General features: G+C 39.8%; 19 protein-coding genes. 10 read left to right on the top strand and 9 right to left on the bottom strand.

Features of this window, described 5'->3' with window-relative positions; all coding sequences use genetic code 11:
* Positions 1-89 precede the first annotated feature (89 nt).
* Positions 90-2,207: a TonB-dependent receptor gene (locus F946_RS08950; RefSeq protein WP_035326652.1), complete on the top strand. Its 2,118-nt coding sequence runs from the start codon at positions 90-92 to the stop codon at positions 2,205-2,207.
* Between the two features lie 102 nt (positions 2,208-2,309).
* Here F946_RS08950 and F946_RS08945 read toward each other — a convergent pair whose 3' ends face one another.
* The 4 genes from F946_RS08945 to F946_RS08930 all read right to left on the bottom strand — a co-directional run bounded on the left by F946_RS08945 (position 2,310) and on the right by F946_RS08930 (position 5,424).
* Positions 2,310-2,696, bottom strand: coding sequence for a carboxymuconolactone decarboxylase family protein (locus tag F946_RS08945; RefSeq protein ID WP_004981378.1), 387 nt, complete (start codon positions 2,694-2,696; stop codon positions 2,310-2,312).
* Positions 2,697-2,950: 254 nt separating this feature from the next.
* Positions 2,951-3,598, bottom strand: coding sequence for a CoA transferase subunit B (locus F946_RS08940; protein WP_004981375.1), 648 nt, complete (start codon positions 3,596-3,598; stop codon positions 2,951-2,953).
* A gap of 2 nt (positions 3,599-3,600) precedes the next feature.
* On the bottom strand, positions 3,601-4,305 hold the full coding sequence (locus F946_RS08935) for a CoA transferase subunit A (RefSeq protein WP_004981373.1): 705 nt from the start codon (positions 4,303-4,305) through the stop codon (positions 3,601-3,603).
* Between the two features lie 237 nt (positions 4,306-4,542).
* Positions 4,543-5,424: a LysR family transcriptional regulator gene (locus F946_RS08930; RefSeq protein ID WP_004694708.1), complete on the bottom strand. Its 882-nt coding sequence runs from the start codon at positions 5,422-5,424 to the stop codon at positions 4,543-4,545.
* A gap of 575 nt (positions 5,425-5,999) precedes the next feature.
* On the opposite strand from F946_RS08930, the gene F946_RS08925 reads away from it, so the two are divergent.
* Both F946_RS08925 and F946_RS08920 read left to right on the top strand, forming a co-directional pair.
* A complete protein-coding gene (locus F946_RS08925) occupies positions 6,000-7,424 on the top strand; it encodes a GntP family permease (protein WP_004981369.1) in 1,425 nt (474 codons plus the stop codon).
* A 37-nt stretch (positions 7,425-7,461) separates the two neighbouring features.
* Positions 7,462-8,247 carry a 3-hydroxybutyrate dehydrogenase gene (locus F946_RS08920; protein ID WP_004981366.1) on the top strand — a complete coding sequence of 262 codons (786 nt, stop codon included), beginning with the start codon at positions 7,462-7,464 and terminating at the stop codon, positions 8,245-8,247.
* A gap of 457 nt (positions 8,248-8,704) precedes the next feature.
* Here the strand turns inward: F946_RS08920 and F946_RS08915 are convergent, their stop codons facing one another.
* Positions 8,705-8,899, bottom strand: a complete 195-nt coding sequence (locus tag F946_RS08915; RefSeq protein WP_004694700.1) for a hypothetical protein — start codon at positions 8,897-8,899, stop codon at positions 8,705-8,707.
* A 449-nt stretch (positions 8,900-9,348) separates the two neighbouring features.
* Here F946_RS08915 and sbmA point away from each other — a divergent pair, with 449 nt between their 5' ends.
* The 5 genes from sbmA to F946_RS08890 all read left to right on the top strand — a co-directional run bounded on the left by sbmA (position 9,349) and on the right by F946_RS08890 (position 14,040).
* A complete protein-coding gene (gene sbmA, locus F946_RS08910; protein ID WP_004981363.1) occupies positions 9,349-10,545 on the top strand; it encodes a peptide antibiotic transporter SbmA in 1,197 nt (398 codons plus the stop codon).
* Between the two features lie 143 nt (positions 10,546-10,688).
* Positions 10,689-11,741, top strand: coding sequence for a hypothetical protein (locus tag F946_RS08905; protein WP_004981361.1), 1,053 nt, complete (start codon positions 10,689-10,691; stop codon positions 11,739-11,741).
* A gap of 59 nt (positions 11,742-11,800) precedes the next feature.
* Complete coding sequence (locus tag F946_RS08900; RefSeq protein WP_004981358.1) at positions 11,801-12,664, top strand: hypothetical protein; 864 nt, start codon at positions 11,801-11,803, stop codon at positions 12,662-12,664.
* Between the two features lie 110 nt (positions 12,665-12,774).
* Positions 12,775-13,293: a hypothetical protein gene (locus F946_RS08895; RefSeq protein ID WP_004981356.1), complete on the top strand. Its 519-nt coding sequence runs from the start codon at positions 12,775-12,777 to the stop codon at positions 13,291-13,293.
* Positions 13,294-13,440: 147 nt separating this feature from the next.
* On the top strand, positions 13,441-14,040 hold the full coding sequence (locus F946_RS08890; protein ID WP_004981354.1) for a hypothetical protein: 600 nt from the start codon (positions 13,441-13,443) through the stop codon (positions 14,038-14,040).
* Positions 14,041-14,155: 115 nt separating this feature from the next.
* Here F946_RS08890 and F946_RS08885 read toward each other — a convergent pair whose 3' ends face one another.
* Positions 14,156-14,734, bottom strand: a complete 579-nt coding sequence (locus F946_RS08885; protein WP_004981352.1) for a DJ-1/PfpI family protein — start codon at positions 14,732-14,734, stop codon at positions 14,156-14,158.
* 224 nt (positions 14,735-14,958) lie between these two features.
* On the bottom strand, positions 14,959-15,432 hold the full coding sequence (locus F946_RS08880; protein ID WP_004981350.1) for a hypothetical protein: 474 nt from the start codon (positions 15,430-15,432) through the stop codon (positions 14,959-14,961).
* Positions 15,433-15,784: 352 nt separating this feature from the next.
* Between F946_RS08880 and F946_RS08875 the strand changes: the two genes are divergently transcribed.
* Positions 15,785-17,203 carry an AAA family ATPase gene (locus tag F946_RS08875; protein WP_004981348.1) on the top strand — a complete coding sequence of 473 codons (1,419 nt, stop codon included), beginning with the start codon at positions 15,785-15,787 and terminating at the stop codon, positions 17,201-17,203.
* A complete protein-coding gene (locus tag F946_RS08870) occupies positions 17,200-18,210 on the top strand; it encodes a hypothetical protein (RefSeq protein ID WP_004981346.1) in 1,011 nt (336 codons plus the stop codon). Before F946_RS08875 ends, F946_RS08870 begins: the two co-directional genes overlap by 4 nt.
* A gap of 29 nt (positions 18,211-18,239) precedes the next feature.
* Here F946_RS08870 and gatB read toward each other — a convergent pair whose 3' ends face one another.
* Positions 18,240-19,715, bottom strand: a complete 1,476-nt coding sequence (gene gatB, locus F946_RS08865) for an Asp-tRNA(Asn)/Glu-tRNA(Gln) amidotransferase subunit GatB (RefSeq protein WP_004981344.1) — start codon at positions 19,713-19,715, stop codon at positions 18,240-18,242.
* A complete protein-coding gene (gatA, locus tag F946_RS08860; protein ID WP_004981342.1) occupies positions 19,715-21,193 on the bottom strand; it encodes an Asp-tRNA(Asn)/Glu-tRNA(Gln) amidotransferase subunit GatA in 1,479 nt (492 codons plus the stop codon). The genes gatB and gatA overlap by 1 nt, the downstream gene beginning before the upstream one ends.
* Positions 21,194-21,205: the final 12 nt, after the last annotated feature.

Below are 21,205 nucleotides of genomic sequence, written 5' to 3'. Positions count from 1 at the left end.
TTTATTGTATCGGAAGCCTGTCGAGATGATAGGCTTCCCATTTTTATGCTAATAACAAGCAAGGAAATATTGTGCGATTAACTTATTTGATGCCTGCGCCTTTTAAACAAGCCTTATTGACTGCGGTTATTTTACAATCTATGCATGCTTATGCAGAAACGACAGAATATCAACTTCCTGTCATCACCGTCCAAGCGGTACATACCGATAGCGAGTTGTTATCGACTTCTGCATCCATTCAAAAAGTCCAAGCAGCTACAGTACAAAACAATGCCAATGTGAACCTATCTGAAGTTTTACAAGGGGTTGCAGGCTTACAAATTAATAACCGCGAAAACTATGCGCAAGACTTACAGATTTCGATGCGTGGCTTTGGCGCTCGTTCAACTTTTGGCGTGCGTGGCATTCGGATGTATGTGGATGGTATTCCTGCGACCATGCCTGATGGTCAAGGGCAAAGTTCCAATATTGACCTCAATAGTTTAGATCACATCGAAGTACTGACAGGGCCATTTTCATCTTTATATGGTAACTCATCAGGGGGAACCATCTTGGCTGAGACCAAAGAAGGGCAAGGCAAAGACTCAATCCAAGTGGGACTCAATGCAGGCAGCCATCATAAGCAACAAGCCAATATCCAATTACAAGGGGGGGCCGAACAGGCCAATCAACCCGCTTATGTGATTAGTTCCTCTTATTTTGATACCGATGGTTTTCGAGATCATAGTGCAGCACAAAAAGTATTGAATAATGCCAAACTGACGTGGAACTTAGAGGATGGCAGTAAAATCAACTGGGTGATGAACCGAGTCGATATTGATGCCGACGACCCACAAGGTCTCAGTCGTGAGCAGTGGAAAGCTAATCCGAAACAAGTGAATGACCGTACCAATACTTATAATGTGCGTAAAGAAATTGAACAAACCCAAACAGGACTGACGTGGACTAAACCACTGAATGACCAGCAAGAGTTGTATAGCATGTTCTATTTGGGCAACCGACAAGTTGTACAATATCAGTCGATTCCAAAAGAGTTTCAAGAGAATGATCGCCATGCAGGTGGCGTGATTGATTTTGATCGGGATTATTATGGTGCAGACTTCCGTTGGACGGGGAAAGAGGTTTTACCGAATACAACTTTAGTTGCCGGTGTGGCTTTAGACCGGATGGTTGAAGACCGGAAAGGCTATAAAAATTATGATAATGAAAGTAACTTTGGTGTAAAAGGTGCATTACGCCGTAATGAAAATAATACCCTGTGGAATTTAGATCCATATGTGCAGGCCTCATGGCAGTTCTTACCTACGTGGCATCTTGATACAGGCTTACGCTATAGCAATGTGCATTATGAGTCCGATGATCATTACATTGTAGCTGGCAATGGTGATGACAGTGGTTCAACGGATTATCAAAAATTATTGCCGTCCGTGGCGTTAGGCTGGGAAATTTTACCTGAACTTTATGCCTATGCCAGTTATGGCAAAGGCTTTGAAACCCCAACCTTTACTGAAATGGCTTATAACACTGATCCTTCGAAATCAGGCATGAATTTCACTTTAAAACCTGCTAGTAGTGATAATTACGAGCTAGGTTTAAAGTCGCAGAATCCATTTGGGTTCTTCACTTTTGCTGTTTTCCAAACAGATACAGAAAACGATATAGTGACAGCGGGAACACGTGATGGTCGTGCGACTTTTCGTAATGCAGATCAAACCACGCGACAAGGGTTAGAGCTTTCATGGCAACAAACGATTTGGAAAGAACTCAACATACAATCGAGCTTTAGTTATATTGATGCTGAATTTGATAGTTATACAGCAGAACTAAAGGATTCAAAAAAACTTTATGCAAAAGCTATTGATAAAGGAAATAAGATTCCCGGAATTGCCAAAAACCAAGTGTTTACCCGTATTGCATGGCAACCTGAACAGGGCTTCCAAGCAGGCTTAGAAGCACGTTATATGGATAAAATTTATGTCGATGATATCAACTCAGATACTGCGCCAAGTTATACCGTCGTGGCTGCAAATGTCGGCTATTTATGGGTAAATCGTGACTGGAAAGTAAACAGCTATGCCCGAGTTGATAACCTGTTTGACCGTAACTATGTTGGCTCAGTGATTGTGAATGACGGCAATAGTCGCTTCTTTGAACCTGCCGATGGTCGAAACTTTAACGTTGGCATGAGTGTGACCAAAGCCTTTTAATGGAAATGGTTTGGCTAGGCAAATAGTGCTGCTGCATAGCCAAACCAAATGAATCGCGCCATACGACTGCAAAAGACGCTTTTGTATGGGTGCTCAATCTATTTATGAGTTGCTTTGATATTCCTGAATCACTTCCAGCGCAGCACGGAAAGCCTCTTGAGTCGCAGGTGCGCCGCAATAAGGCAAACTGTGTAAAAGGACTTCTTGAATTTCTTCAACCGTTGCACCGTTATTCAACGCACCACGAACGTGACCTTTCAGCTCAGTTGGACTTTTTTGTGCCGTCAAAAATGCAATGGTAATTAACGAGCGATATTTACGTGGTAAGACACCTTCACGTTGCCATGTTGAGCCCCAAGCATGTTCATTAATCCAGTCCTGCAAAGGTTGGGTGAAAGGTACAGTATTGTCCTGAGCACGTTTAACAAAAGATTCGCCCATGACTTCTGTGCGAACTTTTAAACCATTTTCATAATCTTGTTGTGACATGGAAACCTCTGAATGTGGAGTGCAAATATAGTAGCCGAGCGGTTTGGTTTTTCATCAGGTATTTGGGTTGAAAAGATGTGCGCGGGAGTCATCATTCGCTAAATTCGGGAGTATAAAGATACTCTTAATCAAGCTGATGATGGTTTTTATGCTTGATTCAAAGGCTATAAAGAAGTCTCTTTCTAACTGAAAATCTTTTTGATTGAGCCCAATAAGAAAGCAGCCGAAGCTGCTTTGAATGATGTCGTTTTGTACTAAGCGGCTTTAAAGTCATTGATGATGAGTTCTAATCCAGTCATTTTTTGGATTTGTTCTAGGTTCACATCGCGTGCCAGTTCAACCAGTTTTATACCTTCAGCAGTGATATCCATCACGCCTAAGTCAGTAATGATACGGCTGACGACAGCTTTACCCGTGAGTGGTAGGGTACATTGGGGCACGATTTTTGGCGTGCCATCTTTGGCGCAGTGTTCCATCAGAACCACAACTTTTTGTACACCAGAGACCAAGTCCATTGCACCGCCCATGCCTTTGACTTTTTTACCCGGAATCATCCAGTTTGCCAAGTCGCCTGTTTCAGAGACTTCCATTGCGCCTAAAATAGCAATATTGACATGACCACCCCGAATCATGGCAAAAGATTCTGAGCTTGAGAAAAATGCAGCTCCTTTACGTGCGGTGACGGTTTGTTTTCCTGCATTAATCAAGTCTGCATCGACGGCATCACGGGTTGGAAATTCATCAATACCGAGCAAGCCATTTTCTGACTGTAACCAAACATTGATCCCTTCTGGCAGATAATTGGCCACTAAAGTCGGCAAGCCAATACCTAAGTTGACATAAAAACCATCTTCGAGTTCAAGGGCAGCACGCTGCGCCATTTCATTACGTGTCCAAGCCATGATTAAGCTTCCTCTGCTTTAATGGTCAGTTGTTCGATCTGCTTTTTTGGGGTGGCGTTCAGTACCACACGGTTGATGTAGATACCCGGTAAATGGATGTCATCTGGATCGATTTCACCAATTTCAACCACCTGTTCAACTTCGGCAATGGTGAATTTGCCTGCCATGGCACAGTCAGGGTTAAAGTTACGAGCTGTTTTACGGAACACTAAGTTCCCTGCTTTATCGGCTTTGTAGGCTTTCACTAAAGCAATGTCCGCAGTAAGGGACATTTCTAAAATATGCGGACGACCATTAAAGTCGCGGACTTCTTTACCTTCGGCAATGAGGGTGCCTACACCTGTTTGGGTGAAAAATGCAGGAATACCTGCGCCACCTGAACGTAGTTTTTCTGCGAGTGTACCTTGTGGAGTAAGCTCAACTTCAAGTTCGCCATTGAGATACTGTCGCTCAAACTCTTTATTTTCACCGACATAAGAGGCAATCATTTTTTTAATTTGTTTGGTTTCTAATAATTTACCTAAACCGAAGCCATCCACACCTGCATTATTCGAAATACAGGTTAAACCTGTGACACCTGTATCTTTTAAGGCATCAATTAATGCTTCTGGAATACCACAGAGGCCAAAACCACCCACGGCAACCGTTTGATTATTGGCAACTACATCAGCTAATGCTTCGGCTGCATTTGCGACGACTTTATTCATGTTTTATTTCCTGATCTTCCTTGCTTGTTATTTTTTTAGCATTGCGCTGTACTTTTTAGAAATTGAATCTTTCTAACGTATAATAAGAAAAACTCATTAATGTAGAATATTTACGAAGAAAAATAAATAAAAGAAGAGTCAAAGCATGTGGTAAAGCCATGCAAATAATCATACGGCTTATTCTGAGCTATCAAGGTTTAGCTTCAGTTTCGCCCAGAGAAGGGGGGAGAGCTTAGCTTAGAAATGATGCCAAAGTGTGGTTTCAATAAATTGAGACGACATGTTAGACAGTTCATAATCTTTTTTATAAATAATGCCCACCGCGAGTTGCGCTTGGTTGTCCTCAATTTCAACCAACACATTTTTTTCAAGATCGATGAATTTTTGGAAGTGTCGTGGAATAGCACTCACGCCCATACCGTAGGCAACAAAATGTGAAAGCGAACTGATTTGGTGGCATTCGACTTTCAAGTCCAACACCACTTGAAGCGCAGCACAATGTTCCTCAATCACATGGCGAATAATCGAGGGGTTTTGTAAGGTCACAAATGGACAAGAGCAGAGTTCAAGCCATGTCACGCTTTTTTGTTTGGCTAAGACGTGGTGTTTGGGCAAGAGAGCTAAAAAGTCTTCATTGAATATAGGCTGAAAAATCAGTTGGTCATTGGCCTTGGGTTCAAAACAAATGCCAATCTCAAAAATGCCTTCTTGAACTTTTTCAATGATTTTTTCATTGGTGATGTCATGGATTGAAAAACTGATGTTGGGGTGCTGCTGTGCAAAATCATGCATCACTTCGGGGAGTACCGCATGAGTGGCAAAGGGCATTGAGGCAATATTTAAAGTGCCACGGTTGAGTTTAAAGCGCTGTTTGACATCTTTTTCCATATCCTCCCAGTTGGCCAAGAGTTTTTTGGCATAGGGAATGAGGGACTGACCTTCAGTGGTGATTTCTACTCGGCGCGTGTTGCGTTTAAACAGTTTTCCACCCAGTTCTTCTTCTAATGTTTTAATGCTTAAGCTAAGAGCGGATTGGCTCAGACACAGTTCATTGGCTGCATTGGCATAATTAAGCGTACGTGCAAGGACCAAAAAGGCTTTTAATTGTTTGAGTGTCATGAGCTTCCCTGAGCAATGATGCAACACGATGTTGAAAGAAAATAAACGTGCTGTTCTCAAATGGTTTACATGAAAAATACAACAGACGGTCAAAACAGATCAAGTGATGGAAGTGGGTGCATTTTTATCAAGTCGTCAAAGCAGTATAAGTCGAAGAGCATGATAGTCTGTAAAAATATGTTTTAACTGAATGAAAAATATAAAAATTGGTCATTTCGTGCGATTTTGAAATTTTACCTTTAACTTGATGCAATTAGTTTTATCAGTCTTGCTAGGGCTTGGATATTAATCAATTTTTCTTCTTACTCAATGATTATTTTTAAACAATGCGTGGGTTTATATGCATTATAGTCTGACCCATAAGCTGAAATATTAATGCTCTGATGGATAAATATAGTACATAGATCAGAGTGCAAATAGACATCTCGTCATGAGGGAAAATAGACGGTCTATGAATGCGTATTCGGTCTTTCCGCACAGGCTGATTGCACTGTGACTCAACTAGATTTGACATCATTCGCCATTAATATCACAGCACATCAAGACATATTTTCTTTAAGGATGGAGTAAAAAATATGTGGGATTTGGGTGTAATTTTATTGTCTCTTGGGCTACTGATGTATACAGCCTACAGAGGTTTTTCTGTAATTCTTATGGCACCGATTTGTGCCCTGTTGGCAGTTTTACTGATTAACCCTGCTAACGTTTTGCCTTTTTATTCAGGCGTATTTATGCCCAAAATGGTTGGGTTCATTAAAGATTATTTCTTGGTGTTTTTACTCGGTGCCATCTTCGGTAAAGTGGTTGAAATGTCAGGGATTGCAGAATCCATTGCCAAAACCATTGTGAACCTGATTGGCTCTAAAAATGCAATGTTAACCGTTGTGCTTTTAGGGGCGATTTTAACCTATAGCGGTGTCAGTCTCTTTGTGGTGGTCTTTGCAGTTTATCCATTTGCAAATCAACTTTTTAGACAAGCCAACATTCCAAAGCGTTTGATTCCGGGAACCATTGCCCTTGGTGCATTTACCTTTACCATGGATGCCTTGCCGGGAACCCCGCAGATTCAAAACGTTATTCCGACGACCTTTTTTGGTACAGATATTTATGCAGCGCCGTTTCTTGGTTTGATTGGTGCGGTATTTGTTCTTGCTACAGGTTTGAGCTATTTGGAATGGCGTCGCCGTGTAGCTGCTCGAAATGGCGATGGTTATGCCACAGGCATTGAGCTGACAGAAGCTGAGCAACAACAACTGAAGCAAAACTTAGATACAACCTCGAATGGTACTACCGCACGTCAATGGTTGGCTTTTGTACCCCTCATTTTAGTTGCCGTGACCAATAAGTATTTATCCACTGCAATTAAAGAATGGTATCCAAACGGTTTTGATTTCAATGCCATTGGACTTGCAGCTTACACCGTCGATGTTGCGAAAACCTCTGCCATTTGGGCCGTGGGTTTAGCCTTAATTGTGGGCATTATCGCGGCAATTTCATTTGACTTCCGTCGTGTCTATACGGGCTTCAAAGATGGTGTCAATGCCAGTATTGGCGGGTCTTTACTTGCCGTGATGAATACCGCATCTGAATATGGTTTTGGTGCGATTATTGCGGCCTTACCGGGCTTTGCGATTATTAGCCATGCATTGGGCAATACTTTTACCAATCCACTGGTCAATGGTGCGGTTACCACGACAGTCTTAGCGGGTGTGACTGGTTCAGCCTCTGGCGGTATGAGTATCGCTTTAAGTGCGATGGCGGATCAGTACAATGCTGCGATTTTAGCCATGGGTATTCCACCTGAAGTGATGCACCGTATTGTTGCGATGGCATCTGGTGGTATGGATACCTTACCGCATAACGGCGCCGTGATTACCTTACTTGCGGTCACAGGTTTAACCCATAAACAATCTTATAAAGATATTTTTGCCATCACGATTATTAAAACCATCGCGGTATTTGTTGCCATTGCTGCCTTTACTTGGTTTGGTATTGTTTAAGACTTTGGAATGAAAAAAGAAGACAACGGAGTACATCATGAGTCAACTGTTAAAAGATAAAGTTGCATTTATTACCGGTTCAGCCAGTGGTATTGGACATGAAATTGCAAAGAAATTTGCCAGTGAAGGTGCAAAAGTTGTCATTTCTGATATGAATGCAGAGAAGTGTGCTGAAACGGTGGCGGCACTTCAAAAGCAAGGCTTTGAAGCATTGTCTGCGCCTTGCGATGTGACCAATGAAGAGGCATATAAAACAGCAATTGAACTGACTCAGAAAACCTATGGGCGGTTGGACATCCTCATCAATAATGCGGGTTTTCAGCATGTTGCAGTGATTGAAGACTTTCCAACTGCAGTCTATCAAAAGCTGATTAATGTCATGTTGGTGGGGTCGTTCATTGGCATTAAGTACGTATTTCCAATCATGAAAGCGCAGCAGTTTGGTCGCGTGATTAATATGGCTTCGATTAACGGTCTGATCGGTTTTGCTGGCAAGGCCGGCTATAACAGTGCTAAGCATGGTGTAATTGGTTTGACCAAAGTTGCGGCTTTAGAGTGCGCGCGCGATGGCATCACCGTGAATGCTCTGTGTCCGGGCTATGTCGATACGCCGTTGGTACGTGGTCAAATTCATGACTTGGCTAAAACCCGAAATGTCAGTGAGCAAAGTGCATTAGAAGATGTGATTTTGGCGATGGTGCCGCAAAAACGCTTACTCAGTGTAGAAGAAATTGCGGATTATGCAATCTTCCTTGCCAGTGATAAGGCGGGCGGTATAACTGGTCAAGCCGTGGTGATGGATGGTGGTTATACCGCGCAATAACTTAGCTCAGCATAGATTTAAAAATTGAGAAGCCTTGGATGTTCGTATCTGGGGCTTTTTTTATAGCGATAGATTTTGCAGAAAGACCTAGGTTTAAATAAGTGGTGAGCTTGATGAATGAGTCGGTAAATATAGATTTATAGACTGAAGATTTTCAAATCCTTTCTCTTTTTCTGATTTATAGTTCAATGTTTTAAATACTAAGGATGAAAGACTTAGTGTAGAGTAATTAAATCAATAGATTAAGGAGAAAATGAATGCATAACGATGCTACAAATGAGCCCTAGAAATCACAAAATCAATAGGTACAGAAAACTCTCAGTACGGTATTCATTTGCTGATTCGGTATAAAAAATTAAATTTTAATAAAAATAATCAGTTTTAAATCAATAAAAAAAGATGGATTTTATTTTTATCTTATTGAATGGATTATTCTTTTATTAAAGAGCATTGCAAATTACAGCTTCTGCCATACTTGATTTTCATCATCAAAAGACACCGTAAAATTAAAACGAGAGTCCGCCGTTACCAAGTAACCTGTAGGTGTTTTCATGAGAACTTTGAGCACAGTGCCTTCTTCAAAGTTAATGGGTGGAAAGTCTTCTTTTGTCAGTGTGAGTGGTTTGATCAGTTCAAGTACTAGGGTTTCCATGTCATAGATCCAATAGTTTTTAATGAAAAGATAGTAGCATGAAGTCATTTTAAAATGTGCAAACTTCATTCTTTTATACATAAAATCAACAAGTAATCGTATGGTTGTCAGAGAAATACCGTCATTGCACTCGCTTTAAATCCTAAGCAATTTTTCAGTTTGAAACCCAAAAGTTATAAGCAATAAAATATTATTTTAAATCTGGGGCCAAGTCCTTTCCTATTTTCATAAGTTATTGAAATAATTTATTTTGATTGTGATGTGACTGATCAAGTCGGAAAATAATGTCCTGAGCTCTTGTGAAGGGGCATACAAATCAAATAACGTATAACCAAATAAGGATAAGTAAAGTGTACAAACTTGCTGTAATGCGATTTTACTAAATTAAGAAATAAGGATTAGTATGCACGGATTGCATACCTGAAATATAAAAGGGATATATATCGTTCATGTTTAAGTCATTTTTCCCAAACCCTAGATGGTTTTTTATCTCATTGATTGTGTGGTTTATTGTCAATCTTTCTTTATGGTATTCGGGTGGCAGTGGATGGGGTAGTTGGATTGGCTTTCCTGCAGGTTATGCTGAAGCTGATTTAGTCATTGGAGTAAGCCGTTTTTGGTCGCCCGCTTTTTTATGGTTTTATTTGTGGTTCTTTGTTTCGACCTGCTTGTTTGCCTTATTTTGGCGTTTTTTTTCTGACAATAAATGGCAGCGTTGGTCGGTATGGGGATCAGCATTCATCTTGTTTAACATTTGGTTTGGTGTACAGGTCAGTGTCGTTGTAAATGCTTGGTATAACCCTTTTTATGACTTAATCCAAGAAATGTTGAGTAATGGGGGCGGAGACGTCAACACCCTTTATACAGGTGTCCTGACCTTTTTGTATGTGGCAATGGTGGCCGTGACTTTAATGGTGCTAAATTTATTTTTCGTCAGCCATTATGTGTTCCGTTGGCGTACTGCAATGAATGAATATTACACTGAGCATTGGGAAAAACTACGACACATTGAGGGGGCATCACAGCGTATTCAAGAAGACACCATGCGCTTTGCCAAAACCACTGAAAGTTTGGGGGTGAACTTGGTTGAAGCGTTAATGACTCTCATTGCATTTTTACCTGTGTTATTTAGCTTATCTATGCATGTCAAAGCTTTGCCTGTGGTAGGTGAAATTCCGCATGCATTGGTTTGGGCGGCAGTAGGTTGGGCTGTGTTTGGTACAGTTGTGCTGATGGTCGTTGGTGCTAAATTACCAGGTTTAGAGTTTAATAATCAAAAAGTCGAAGCAGCATATCGAAAAGAGTTGGTGTATGGCGAAGATCATGCTGAACGTGCTGATCCAGTGAGTTTAAAAGAGCTGTTTAGCAAAGTACGTCTTAACTATTTCCGCCTATATTTCCACTATGCTTATTTTAACTTAGTGCGTATTTGGTATATGCAACTTGACAATATTTATGGTTTATTTGTTTTATTTCCAAGTATTGCCGCGGGTGCGATCACCTTAGGTTTGATGATGCAAATCGCAAATGTTTTTGGCAAAGTCCGAGAGTCATTTCAGTATTTGATTGCATCATGGCCAACTATTATCGAACTGCTCTCGATTTATAAGCGTCTGAAAGCTTTTGAAGCGACTTTGGATGACTAAATATTTTTGATGTATTTAACCTGCCTTTAACGGCAGGTTTTTTATGTGCTCAAGCATCGTTTTGTCTGTAACTTTTGTTGTGTGGTTCAAATTAAATTTATGTAATGTTGTTGAGGTTATCATAAAACAAAGCAGAATGATGTGTGCGTCAAACTAAAATAAATAATAAAAACAGTTATTTAAGTTTGTTATTTTATGAGCTTTCCGCTAATGTTTTTATGCGGGTGTTTAAGAGTAAAGTCGTAGTGAATTATAAAATTTTATGTGTATTTGGAGTTTTGGGGAGTGTATTGCAGGGCTGTACCAGTCTGGGAAATATAGCACAAGCACCTTTTAAAAATATTGCATCACCACAAGAACTAATCGTAGAACGAAAAATTAATGATAGCGATAAAAACAGCAAAGAATACGTGTATCACACGGTAGGCGTAAAAAATGAAAAAGATATCGAGGCGTTATACCCACGGAGCATGTTTAGTCAGTATTGCCAAGCACATGGCGGCCGTTTTAGTCAGACACAAAAAAGTAGTTTCAGCTTAGTGAAAGATCCGTGGGCGAAAAAGTTACTTCGCACCTATAACAGTTTAAAACAGGGAACGGGTACTTTTCGTTGCCAACTCAATAATGGTGAACAGTGGTTGGTGAGTATTGAGGCATTGTCTGAACGCAAACTGCCTAACTCAAATGATACTCGTGTGGTTAATCTACAAAGCAAAGTACTGACTGAGCCAGCACCACGGAGTATGACCCCTATTACGCCAAGCAAAAAAGCGGTGACGAAGGCACCTGTGATCAAGGCAGAGGTGAAGAAAGAGGAAGAAAGCAAAAAAGAAGTAGAGCTTAAAAAAGAAAACAAAGTAGAAGTACCACCTAAAGCCGCCAAAGCTGTAGAAACACCGCAGCAGCAACAGGCCAAACTGTATGTGTCTGCACGCCGTGATATTAACAGTGGACGCAACCAAGTCGCTGCCTGTAACAGTGCACAACGCGCATATAACTATGGTCGTTTGCCGGGGTCGGATGCCTCAAATGTCTATACCGAATCGGGCATATTAGTTGCACGTTGTTTAACGGGTATTCCAAGTTATAGCAGTCGTTTTTCCAACCCTAAAGGGCAGGCAAAATATGTTTTGCAGAACTTAGCCAAAAACCATAACCACACAGGTGCTAAAAATATGCTCAAGCAAATGAAGTAAGATTTTCGACTGTTTGCGACCCAACTTCATGTGAGCACCTCAATCAAAGGAATAACATCATGAGTAATGTCCAAACACCAGCCACATATTTTACTGCGCCTTTGCTGGATCAGACCGTGCAAGAAATAGACGTTGATATTTCAGCTCAGCCTTATTTTTACAACAATGACGGAATGCCTGAGTATTTAGCCGAAGTATCAGATGCTATTGAGTTGATTCAAGTATCCTCAACCAACGCCCATATGAGTATGGGACATGTCTATGATGTACCTAAAGAAATTGCGACGGTCCAAACCCATTGGGGAGAGCAGACCCAATTAGCGTTCGCAGGAGACTCTTTTGAGTTTATGCCACTCAAAGCCACGCCTGAAACAGCTGCTGCATTTGGTATGACTTTGGTGAAAGCTGGACAGGCGATAGAGGTACAGGCTACACGGAAAAAGTTGTCTCAAATTGAATATCAATATGGCATGTTGGCGGGTCATTTTTTTCCTTATGACCCAACTCAAATCAATCTAGATGCAAAAACCTTATATCCCTTTGTCGTCACAGACCTAGAGCATCATGACTTTCCGCATGTATTTGCTTCGACCGATCCAAATAAACTACCTTTAGTAATTTCAGCAGGACGATATTTTCCAAAAGACCGAAAAATTTACTTGGCTGATTTGTGGGTAGAACATGGTGACGCACTTTACATTCCTGAAATGCCGAAGCAAGTCGCTCCTGAATTTATCGATTTACATAATAACCGTAATGCTGCTTTAGCGTGTTGGAAGGGCGAAAGTAATCAGTCTACGATTCAGATGCATACTTTGCTTGATCCCAAAGGTTATTTTTATTGGTTTTGGAATGGCTGTCCGACCATACACCCACAGCTCATTGCATTTGAAACTGCTGAGTTAGATAGGGAAATCGCTTGAATTGGGCGATTTAATTTTCTCCAACTACATGGTAATTTTACAGTTCCATAACAGGCTGATAGACGGGCTTTGTGATACAAAGAATGCAATTGTTGATTGGAGTTGAGTTTATGTCACAGCCTGTTTTAAGCATTTTACGTGGTCGGTCTTCTGCTATTTTTCGTCATGTCCTTTTGGCGGCAGCCTTGTGTGGTTCAGTTCAAGTTGCCACGGCCAGTACTACAGTAGACCAATTGAGTAATTGTTTGGTGAAGTCAACGACAGTAACAGATAAAACCACTGTGTTGCAGTGGACGTTTGCGGCACTGGCCGCACATCCAGATCTGAAGGTGTATAGCAATGTCACCGATGCACAGCGGACACAGCTAGATAAAAATCTCGCACAAGTCTTACAACGCATTTTGGTAGAGCAATGTTCAGCACAGACCAAAGCAGTGATTCAAGCTGAAGGCTTACAAGCGGTTGGAGATAGTTTTCAGGAACTTGGACAGATTACGGGTGAGGAAATTTTAAAGAACCCTGAAGTGAAAGGGCAGTTGCAAGGCGTACTGCGCTATGTGGATTTGAATAAATTGGTTACGACTTTTTTAACCCCAGAAATTTGGAATAAGTTGGGCGTGACGAGGTAGTTGTATTTAAATCATAAAAGCCTCTCTTTTGAGAGGTTTTTATATCCAGATGATCAAAATATCATTTCTAAATAAGAATTACAGGTTGTGCAACCTATTATATTTGCTAGTATTTGATGCAAATTTTTAATTGATTTTTACAAGTAGATGAAAAAAATAGTGATTGGCTTTTTAGTCTTGGGATTAGCTGGTTGTAGCGCAGGAATGGTGAATCAATCAAAAAAAATGTTGGGTCTTAAGTTATATCAAGACTCTAATGCTGAGCATACAGCAAAGCTTCGGATTGAAAATAAAAATAACTTTGGAGTACGTTTATACCCAAATGGATGCATGACATCAATGCAGCCAAACTTCCAAATGTTACCCGAAGTCGAAAGTATGGGATCATTTAAAGAACGAATGCAAAGCAGTCAGATTAAGTACAAACAAAAATTATTAGACATGCCTTTTCCGCCAGCTAAAATTAATTTTGCCGAGTTTAGAGTACCTGCTGAACGCTTTTTAGCAATTAGTGCATATAAGAGTTACCACAATGGTGTGGAGTTGCGTGGTTGTAGTGTTGATGCCGTTTATAAGTTTGCGACAAATAAAAATTATGAGTTATTGGATAACGCTGGCGGAATGCAATGTTCTTTGGCAATCAATGAAATCATGCCCACTGGTGAAAGGATTGAACTAAAACCACTTAGATCTTTAAATTATGTAAATGAATGGGCGGGATGTGATGCCCAACTCGAAGGTTTGTAGTACTTTAAAAAGAACAGCGATTAAAAAAGCTCCTTAAATCGAAGGAGCTTTTTTATTTTTGAATCTAAAGGCTGATAGACCATGTTATAAAAGATTCACTTGAGGAACAACACAATTAAATCGTTACAGTCGCCCCTAAAGCTTTAATAAACTGCGCCATCCAAGCAGGGTGGGCAGGCCAAGCCGGCGCTGTGATCAAGTGCCCATCGGTTACAGCTTCCGTCACTTCAATGTCCGCATAAGTTCCACCTGCTAGTTTCACCTCGGCTGCGCATGCAGGGTAGGCTGAACAAGTACGGCCTTCGAGTACATCGGCTGCCGCAAGAATTTGAGCACCATGACAAACAGATGCAATTGGTTTTTTCGCAGTATCAAACTCACGTACGATTTCAAGGATACGTTCATTCATACGTAAATATTCGGGCGCACGACCACCGGGAATCACTAAACCGACATAGTCCGCAGTGTGTACCGCTTCAAAGTTGTAGTTGATGGCAAAGTTATGACCACGTTTTTCACTATAGGTTTGCTCGCCTTCAAAGTCATGAATGGCTGTGGCGATGCTTTCACCTTCATTTTTATCGGGGCAGACGGCGTGTACGGTATAACCGAGACCTGTTAAAAACTGAAAAGGCACCATAGTTTCATAGTCCTCGGCATAGTCACCGACGAGCATTAAAATTTGTTTTGACATCTTTAAACCCTCTTTATTGTTTGTGCATATTTATGTTCACTTTTGATCTAAATTAGCACAGTTACGATGTCGTTTTTAAGTCATTCAGTGCTCTTTAGTCGTATAACTGAATTCATTTTTTATAAAAAAGCCCCAAGTAATTGAGGCACTTTAACTGTATAGAAAAGCATGATAAATCAATCAGTTTATATATTCATTGATATGAAATTTACTATGCTGAGGTGTTAATAGTCCAATGTGCAGGCTTTGCCGTTATATTCATAACGGCTGACATCATATTTTTGACCATTCCAGTGGTAAACAGCAAAACAAATTCCAGGGCCACCATTTTCAATATCTGGCCAGCCGTCTTTTCCTTTGGTTTTTAGAAAAGTAGGGATGCCCATGTTTTCAAAAATGAGTTTCCAATTTCCAGTTTTTTGCTGAGCAACGATATGGTAGCCGACACCTGTGTTGCCATAGCACATGGTGCTGTAGTCTGAAAGGACTGCGTCTTTTAGGCCGTCACCATTGAGGTCTTTATATGTGGTGATTTCACCTGTGTCGCAGCTACCCTCCCAGCCATGTTTTGTTGTTGAAAAGCCTGCTGCTTTAAAAATTTGGCTAGCTTCTTTGGTAGGAACATTGGGTTTGGTTTCTGCAAAGGTAGTGGTGCTGAGAAAGACAAGGGTAGAAAGTGTGAGAATGGTTATTTTCATTTTTGTCCTTTGATTTTTTGCAAGTGGTTAATTTTTAAAAATAGAATGTGGTTAGTGTAGTGGATCTTGGAAATTAAAAATTACTTAATGTAAAATCCTCTCCCTAGCCCTCTCCTTTGTCAAAGGAAGGGTACACATATCAAACTAATCACGTGACAAAGTCACCCTATTTAAAAGGAGATTTAGAAACTACTTATAAATAATAATTTTGATGATTGAATTCAGTCTAAGTCTTCGAGTTTGGTGTTGGAAGATATTATTAAAAAAGATTGTATTTTTGATAAGAAGTGTATATCTAAGTTGCTGAATGTAATATATAATAATTTAAAATTTTAATTTTTATACATGATTTATGATTACTAATTATTCTATTGAAAATTTTAAAGTATTCTCTGAAAAAAACAGCTTCAAATTTGCTCCAATAACATTAATATATGGACCAAACTCATCAGGAAAATCATCAATAATTCAATCATTAATTGTGCTCAAGGAAAGTGTTTTAAAAAATACTCATATAAATGGTTTAAGATCAAATAATAGCTTTTTTGAATTAGGTAGTTATGCCTCGGTTGTTAATAATCATGATGTCAAAAAAAGTATAAAATTTGAGATATCTAATGAAGATGATTATTTTGCATTTGAGTATGGGTTTAAATATTTGGCCGAAAAAAGTTTTTCGTATGTTAATGGTATAACTATATGTGAAAGGAAGAATGATTTAAAAAAATGGTCTCTATTACCTAAACACTCTGAAAATCAGGTTGGATTGCAACAATTTACTGTGGATTTTGATAAGGAGTTATTAAATTTTTATGCTAAAAATAATGAATCAGTAAAATATTTTTATAGAACATTTGAAAATGAAGATTTAAAAAATTCTGTTAATAATGAGAATATATATAAATTTATTAAAAAACTAAATCTGTCTAAAAAGATTTTTGCTTTGCCATATTTATTTAGAGACTCTGTAAACACTAAAGAAGGCGATTCAATGGAGCAAAAAATTGAAAGTTTTTATTTAAATAGTTTTACAGAAGCCCTATCATCAGATTTGAGAAAAAAAGATAGATCTTTATATGATACGCTGAATAGAATTTCATATATAGGTCCGTTAAGACCCCATCCTAAGCGGGTATATCAGCTAGATGATGTATTAACATCGACAGTAGGGCAAAAAGGAGAAAACTTTTTATCTTTTTTAGCTAGAGATGATAAATATGTTAGAGATGTTAATAAAGTCTTAGAAAGCTTTAATATTAAATATGATATTGAAATATTTAGAACAAATAATGAAGTAATAGGTGATACAGTTTCAATATTACTCGTAGATAGAGCGACAGGACTAAAAACGACTTTAGTTGATGTTGGATTTGGTATTGGTCAAGTTTTACCAATTATTTTAGAAGGGTTAGTAAAAAGAAAAAGTACGATTTGTATAGAACAACCTGAAATACATTTACATCCAAAATTACAAGCAGATTTAGCTAACTTTTTTGCAAAAGATATTAATTCATCAAAAGCTAATCAGTGGATTATTGAAACTCATAGCGAAGCATTACTTTTAAGATTTCAAAGGCTAATTAGACATAAAGTACTTCGTCCTAATGATATATCTATTATTTATGTTGATCCTACGGAAGATGGTGTGAGGACAATTTCTATCCCTTTAGATGAAGATGGTGATTTTACAGTAGGTTGGCCAAATGGATTCTTTGAAGAGAGACTTGATGAAATTTTTGGTGGAAATCCTTTAGAGGATAATAAGCTGTGATTACACCATTTATTTTTGATAAGGAAATTTTTAATTGTACAAAGTTTAAGGAAAACCTTTTAGTCAGTGATTCCTTAATTGAAGATTGGGAGCGTTTTGGTATTTTATTATTTCCTAGTACTGCTCAAATCTTAGAGTTGACAAAAAAAATACAGCAAGATTTTCCCATAAAGTATCAAAAAAGATGGACAACAGCACTAACATATTTTCCAAAATATATTATCAATAAGGATATTGTTTCCGACTTTTCTTTAAGTAATAATGATTTACCAAGATTATTAGAAGTTTTTGAGCATGCTGAAACGATATTAGTAAGTTCGGAAAACTATCAATTGATTAAAGAAAACCTCGATATTTCTGAAATTGATGAAGGTTGTGAATTATTAGATTATCAATTTATTAAACGTTCTAAGAATTTTGAGTTATCAAAAATTCACTCTATCAAGCAAATTGATTATAGAGAGAACAATCAGCAAGTTTTTAAAAGATTAAAAAATATTTTTAAATATACAAAGGAATTAACCATTGTTGATAGATATTTATTCAAAAATGATTTTTCCTCTGCATATGATCCTGCAATAGGAACGACTGCTTTAAAAAAAATATTTAAATATTTATCTGATCAAAATTTGCATATTACTAATTTTTTGATTGTGTCTAGTAATAAGGATGTGACTCAAGAAAATATAACGCAATTGTTAAAGGATATTCTTTCAACTAACTCAAAATTTTATGAATGTTTTTCAGAACTAAAAATTATTATGAGAGACGATAGGCAATTTTCTAATATTTTTCATGATCGAATACTCAGAACAACTTATCATTATCTTGAATTCGGTGCTGGTATGGTAGATGCATTGGGTCCATCTAGTACAGAAAGATTCATGACTTTTAATTGTAAAAGTAGAACTCAAGTGGATTATCAAAAATATTTTAATGACATTTCTTTAAACCAAATGCAAAGAAATGAATGTTCATTTGTCATTTCAAAAGAAAACCCGCTCTAAAGCGGGTTTTCTTTTGAATTTAGATCAGATCAACCAATCAATTTCTTCATCAACTCATTCACTTGAGCAGGGTTAGCTTTACCCTTAGACGCTTTCATCACTTGACCGACAAGACCGTTGAAAGCTTTCTCTTTACCAGACTTATACTCTTCAACCATCTTCTCATTGGCAGCAAGAACGTCTTTGATAATCGCTTCAATCGCACCTGTATCAGTTTCCTGCTTCAAGCCTTTTTCCGCAATAATTTCGTCCGCAGTTTTGCCTTCATCCCACATAAAGCCGAATACTTGCTTCGCAATCTTGCCGCTAATGGTGTTATCCACGATACGTTCAACCATGCCGCCCAGTTTTTCAGCAGAAACAGGAGAGTCTGCTAGTTCTAAGCCCGCTTTGTTTAAAGCACCAGAGAATTCGCCCATGACCCAGTTTGCAGACACTTTACCTTGAGCCGCGCCACCAGCAGCAGCCACAACCACTTCATAAAAGTCTGACATTTCACGGGTCAACGTCAACACATGCGCATCGTACTCAGTGACACCAAAGTCCGCTACGAAACGCTCACGACGTGCCGCAGGAAGTTCGGGCAACGCAGCACGAGCAGTTTCAATTTGCGCATCTGAAATAATCACAGGCAACAAGTCAGGGTCTGGGAAGTAGCGATAGTCGTTCGCTTCTTCTTTCGAACGCATTGAACGTGTTTCCATCTTGACAGGGTCGAATAGACGCGTTTCTTGGTCAATCGTGCCATCCCATTCCAAAATTTCCATTTGGCGTTCAATTTCAACATTGATCGCTTGTTCAATGAAACGGAATGAGTTGAGGTTTTTTAACTCACAACGTGTGCCGAACGGTTGACCCGGACGACGTAACGATACGTTACAGTCAGCACGGAATGAACCTTCTGCCATGTTACCGTCAGAAATACCCAACCAACGCACTAAAGTGTGAATCGACTTGATATAAGCCACAGCTTCTTCAACCGAACGCATATCGGGTTCAGACACGATTTCAAGTAAAGGTGTGCCTGCACGGTTTAAGTCGATGCCTGACATACCTTCAAACTGGTCATGGATCGATTTACCTGCATCTTCTTCAAGGTGAGCACGCGTTACGCCAATGCGCTTTACCGTACCATCTTCAAGTTGAATGTCGATATGACCCAAGCCCACAATCGGGTTATCCATCTGGCTGATTTGGTAGCCTTTTGGAGAGTCTGGGTAGAAGTAGTTTTTACGTGCAAACACAGACGCTTGGTCGATGTAAGCATCAATACCCAAACCAAAGCGAATGGCTAAATCGACCACTTCTTTGTTTAATACAGGCAGTACGCCCGGCATCGCCAAGTCAACGAGGCTGGCTTGTGTGTTTGGGTCTTGACCAAATTCAGTCGAAGAACCTGAGAAGATTTTAGATTGGGTCGCAAGCTGAGTATGAATCTCAATCCCGATCACAACTTCCCAACCATCAATCAATAATGATTTTGGTTTCTTTTGAGCTTGAGCCATTATGCATTCTCCTCAGCAATTGCCGCACGTTTCGTATGCCAATCCGTCGCTTGTTGGTACTGATGTACCACAGACAACAGTTGAGATTCTGACCAATAGTTACCAATCAGCTGTAAGCCCACAGGTAAGTTGTCTTTGTCAAAACCAACAGGTGCGTTAATCGCAGGAAGACCCGCAAGGTTAACTGCGATGGTGTAAATGTCGCCCAAGTACATTTCAACTGGAGACAGATTCGCACCAATTTTATAAGCCGTGGTTGGAGCAGCAGGTGCAGCAATCACATCAACCGATTCAAACGCTTTTAAGAAGTCTTGTTGAATCAGACGACGGACTTTTTGAGCTTTCACGTAGTACGCATCGTAGTAACCTGCAGACAACGCATACGTACCAATCAAGATACGACGTTGCACTTCTGCACCAAAACCTTCAGAACGTGAACGTTTGTATAAGTCCATCAGGTCAACAGGGTTCTCTGCACGGTAGCCATAACGTACGCCATCGTAACGAGACAAGTTTGATGATGCTTCAGCAGGCGCAATCAAGTAATAGGTCGGAACATAAGCTTCAGTCATGTTGAGATCAATCTCAACCAAGGTCGCGCCCATGTCTTCTAACTTTTTCAATGATTCTTCAACGCGTGCTTTTACGTCTGCGTCTAAACCAGCGACATTGAAGTATTGCTTTGGAATACCAATACGTAGACCTTGAACCGCTGTGCCATTTAGGTTCGCCACATAGTCATCAACGTCTTTTTCAACGGATGTTGAGTCTTTTGCGTCATGACCTGCCATCACATTCATGAGGTAGGCACAGTCTTCAGCCGAACGTGCCATTGGCCCGCCTTGATCCAGCGATGATGCATACGCAATCATACCGAAGCGCGAGACACGGCCATAAGTTGGCTTAAGACCCGTTAAGCCACAGAACGATGCAGGTTGGCGAATTGAACCACCTGTGTCTGTACCTGTGGCAAATGGAGCAAGGTCCGCTGCAACCGCTGCCGCAGACCCACCTGAAGAACCACCTGGTACATGACCTAAGTTCCAAGGGTTTGCTGTAGCGCCGTAGAATGAATTCTCAGAGGTTGAACCCATTGCAAATTCGTCCATGTTCACTTTACCTAAAGTGACTAGACCAGCGGCTTTACCTTTCGCTACAACGGTAGCGTCGTAAGGAGAGATAAAGTTATCCAACATTTTTGAGCCCGCAGTGGTTTTAATGCCTTGGGTGCAAAAAATGTCTTTGTGTGCAATTGGCACACCTGTCAATGCGGTTGCTGTGCCTGCTTTAATTGCAGCATCGGCAGCATCGGCTTGTGCAAGCGCTTGTTCTGCAGTCACGGTTACATAAGATTTAACTTGTGTATCCAGTTTTGCAATGCGCTTTAAATAATGTTCAGTCAGTTCGCGAGATGAAAATTTAGCCCCAGCTAAACCCTCAGAGAGTTCACGAATCGATAAGCGATGTAAATCTGTCATGAGAAATGTCTT

Origin of the sequence: Acinetobacter johnsonii ANC 3681 (genome assembly GCF_000368805.1) — a bacterium.
Lineage (GTDB): Bacteria > Pseudomonadota > Gammaproteobacteria > Pseudomonadales > Moraxellaceae > Acinetobacter > Acinetobacter johnsonii.
Note: the sequence above shows the minus strand (reverse complement) of the source record. Positions and strands in the feature narration are given on the sequence as shown.

Bases quoted from the DNA above. Each gene is read 5' to 3' on its own strand.
- F946_RS08950 (WP_035326652.1), top strand. From the start codon at position 90: ATGCCTGCGCCTTTTAAACAAGCCTTATTGACTGCGGTTATTTTACAA.
- F946_RS08945 (WP_004981378.1), bottom strand. From the start codon at position 2,696: ATGTCACAACAAGATTATGAAAATGGTTTAAAAGTTCGCACAGAAGTC.
- F946_RS08940 (WP_004981375.1), bottom strand. From the start codon at position 3,598: ATGGCTTGGACACGTAATGAAATGGCGCAGCGTGCTGCCCTTGAACTC.
- F946_RS08935 (WP_004981373.1), bottom strand. From the start codon at position 4,305: ATGAATAAAGTCGTCGCAAATGCAGCCGAAGCATTAGCTGATGTAGTT.
- F946_RS08930 (WP_004694708.1), bottom strand. From the start codon at position 5,424: ATGACACTCAAACAATTAAAAGCCTTTTTGGTCCTTGCACGTACGCTT.
- F946_RS08925 (WP_004981369.1), top strand. From the start codon at position 6,000: ATGTGGGATTTGGGTGTAATTTTATTGTCTCTTGGGCTACTGATGTAT.
- F946_RS08920 (WP_004981366.1), top strand. From the start codon at position 7,462: ATGAGTCAACTGTTAAAAGATAAAGTTGCATTTATTACCGGTTCAGCC.
- F946_RS08915 (WP_004694700.1), bottom strand. From the start codon at position 8,899: ATGGAAACCCTAGTACTTGAACTGATCAAACCACTCACACTGACAAAA.
- sbmA (WP_004981363.1), top strand. From the start codon at position 9,349: ATGTTTAAGTCATTTTTCCCAAACCCTAGATGGTTTTTTATCTCATTG.
- F946_RS08900 (WP_004981358.1), top strand. From the start codon at position 11,801: ATGAGTAATGTCCAAACACCAGCCACATATTTTACTGCGCCTTTGCTG.
- F946_RS08895 (WP_004981356.1), top strand. From the start codon at position 12,775: ATGTCACAGCCTGTTTTAAGCATTTTACGTGGTCGGTCTTCTGCTATT.
- F946_RS08890 (WP_004981354.1), top strand. From the start codon at position 13,441: ATGAAAAAAATAGTGATTGGCTTTTTAGTCTTGGGATTAGCTGGTTGT.
- F946_RS08885 (WP_004981352.1), bottom strand. From the start codon at position 14,734: ATGTCAAAACAAATTTTAATGCTCGTCGGTGACTATGCCGAGGACTAT.
- F946_RS08880 (WP_004981350.1), bottom strand. From the start codon at position 15,432: ATGAAAATAACCATTCTCACACTTTCTACCCTTGTCTTTCTCAGCACC.
- F946_RS08875 (WP_004981348.1), top strand. From the start codon at position 15,785: ATGATTACTAATTATTCTATTGAAAATTTTAAAGTATTCTCTGAAAAA.
- gatB (WP_004981344.1), bottom strand. From the start codon at position 19,715: ATGGCTCAAGCTCAAAAGAAACCAAAATCATTATTGATTGATGGTTGG.
- gatA (WP_004981342.1), bottom strand. From the start codon at position 21,193: ATGACAGATTTACATCGCTTATCGATTCGTGAACTCTCTGAGGGTTTA.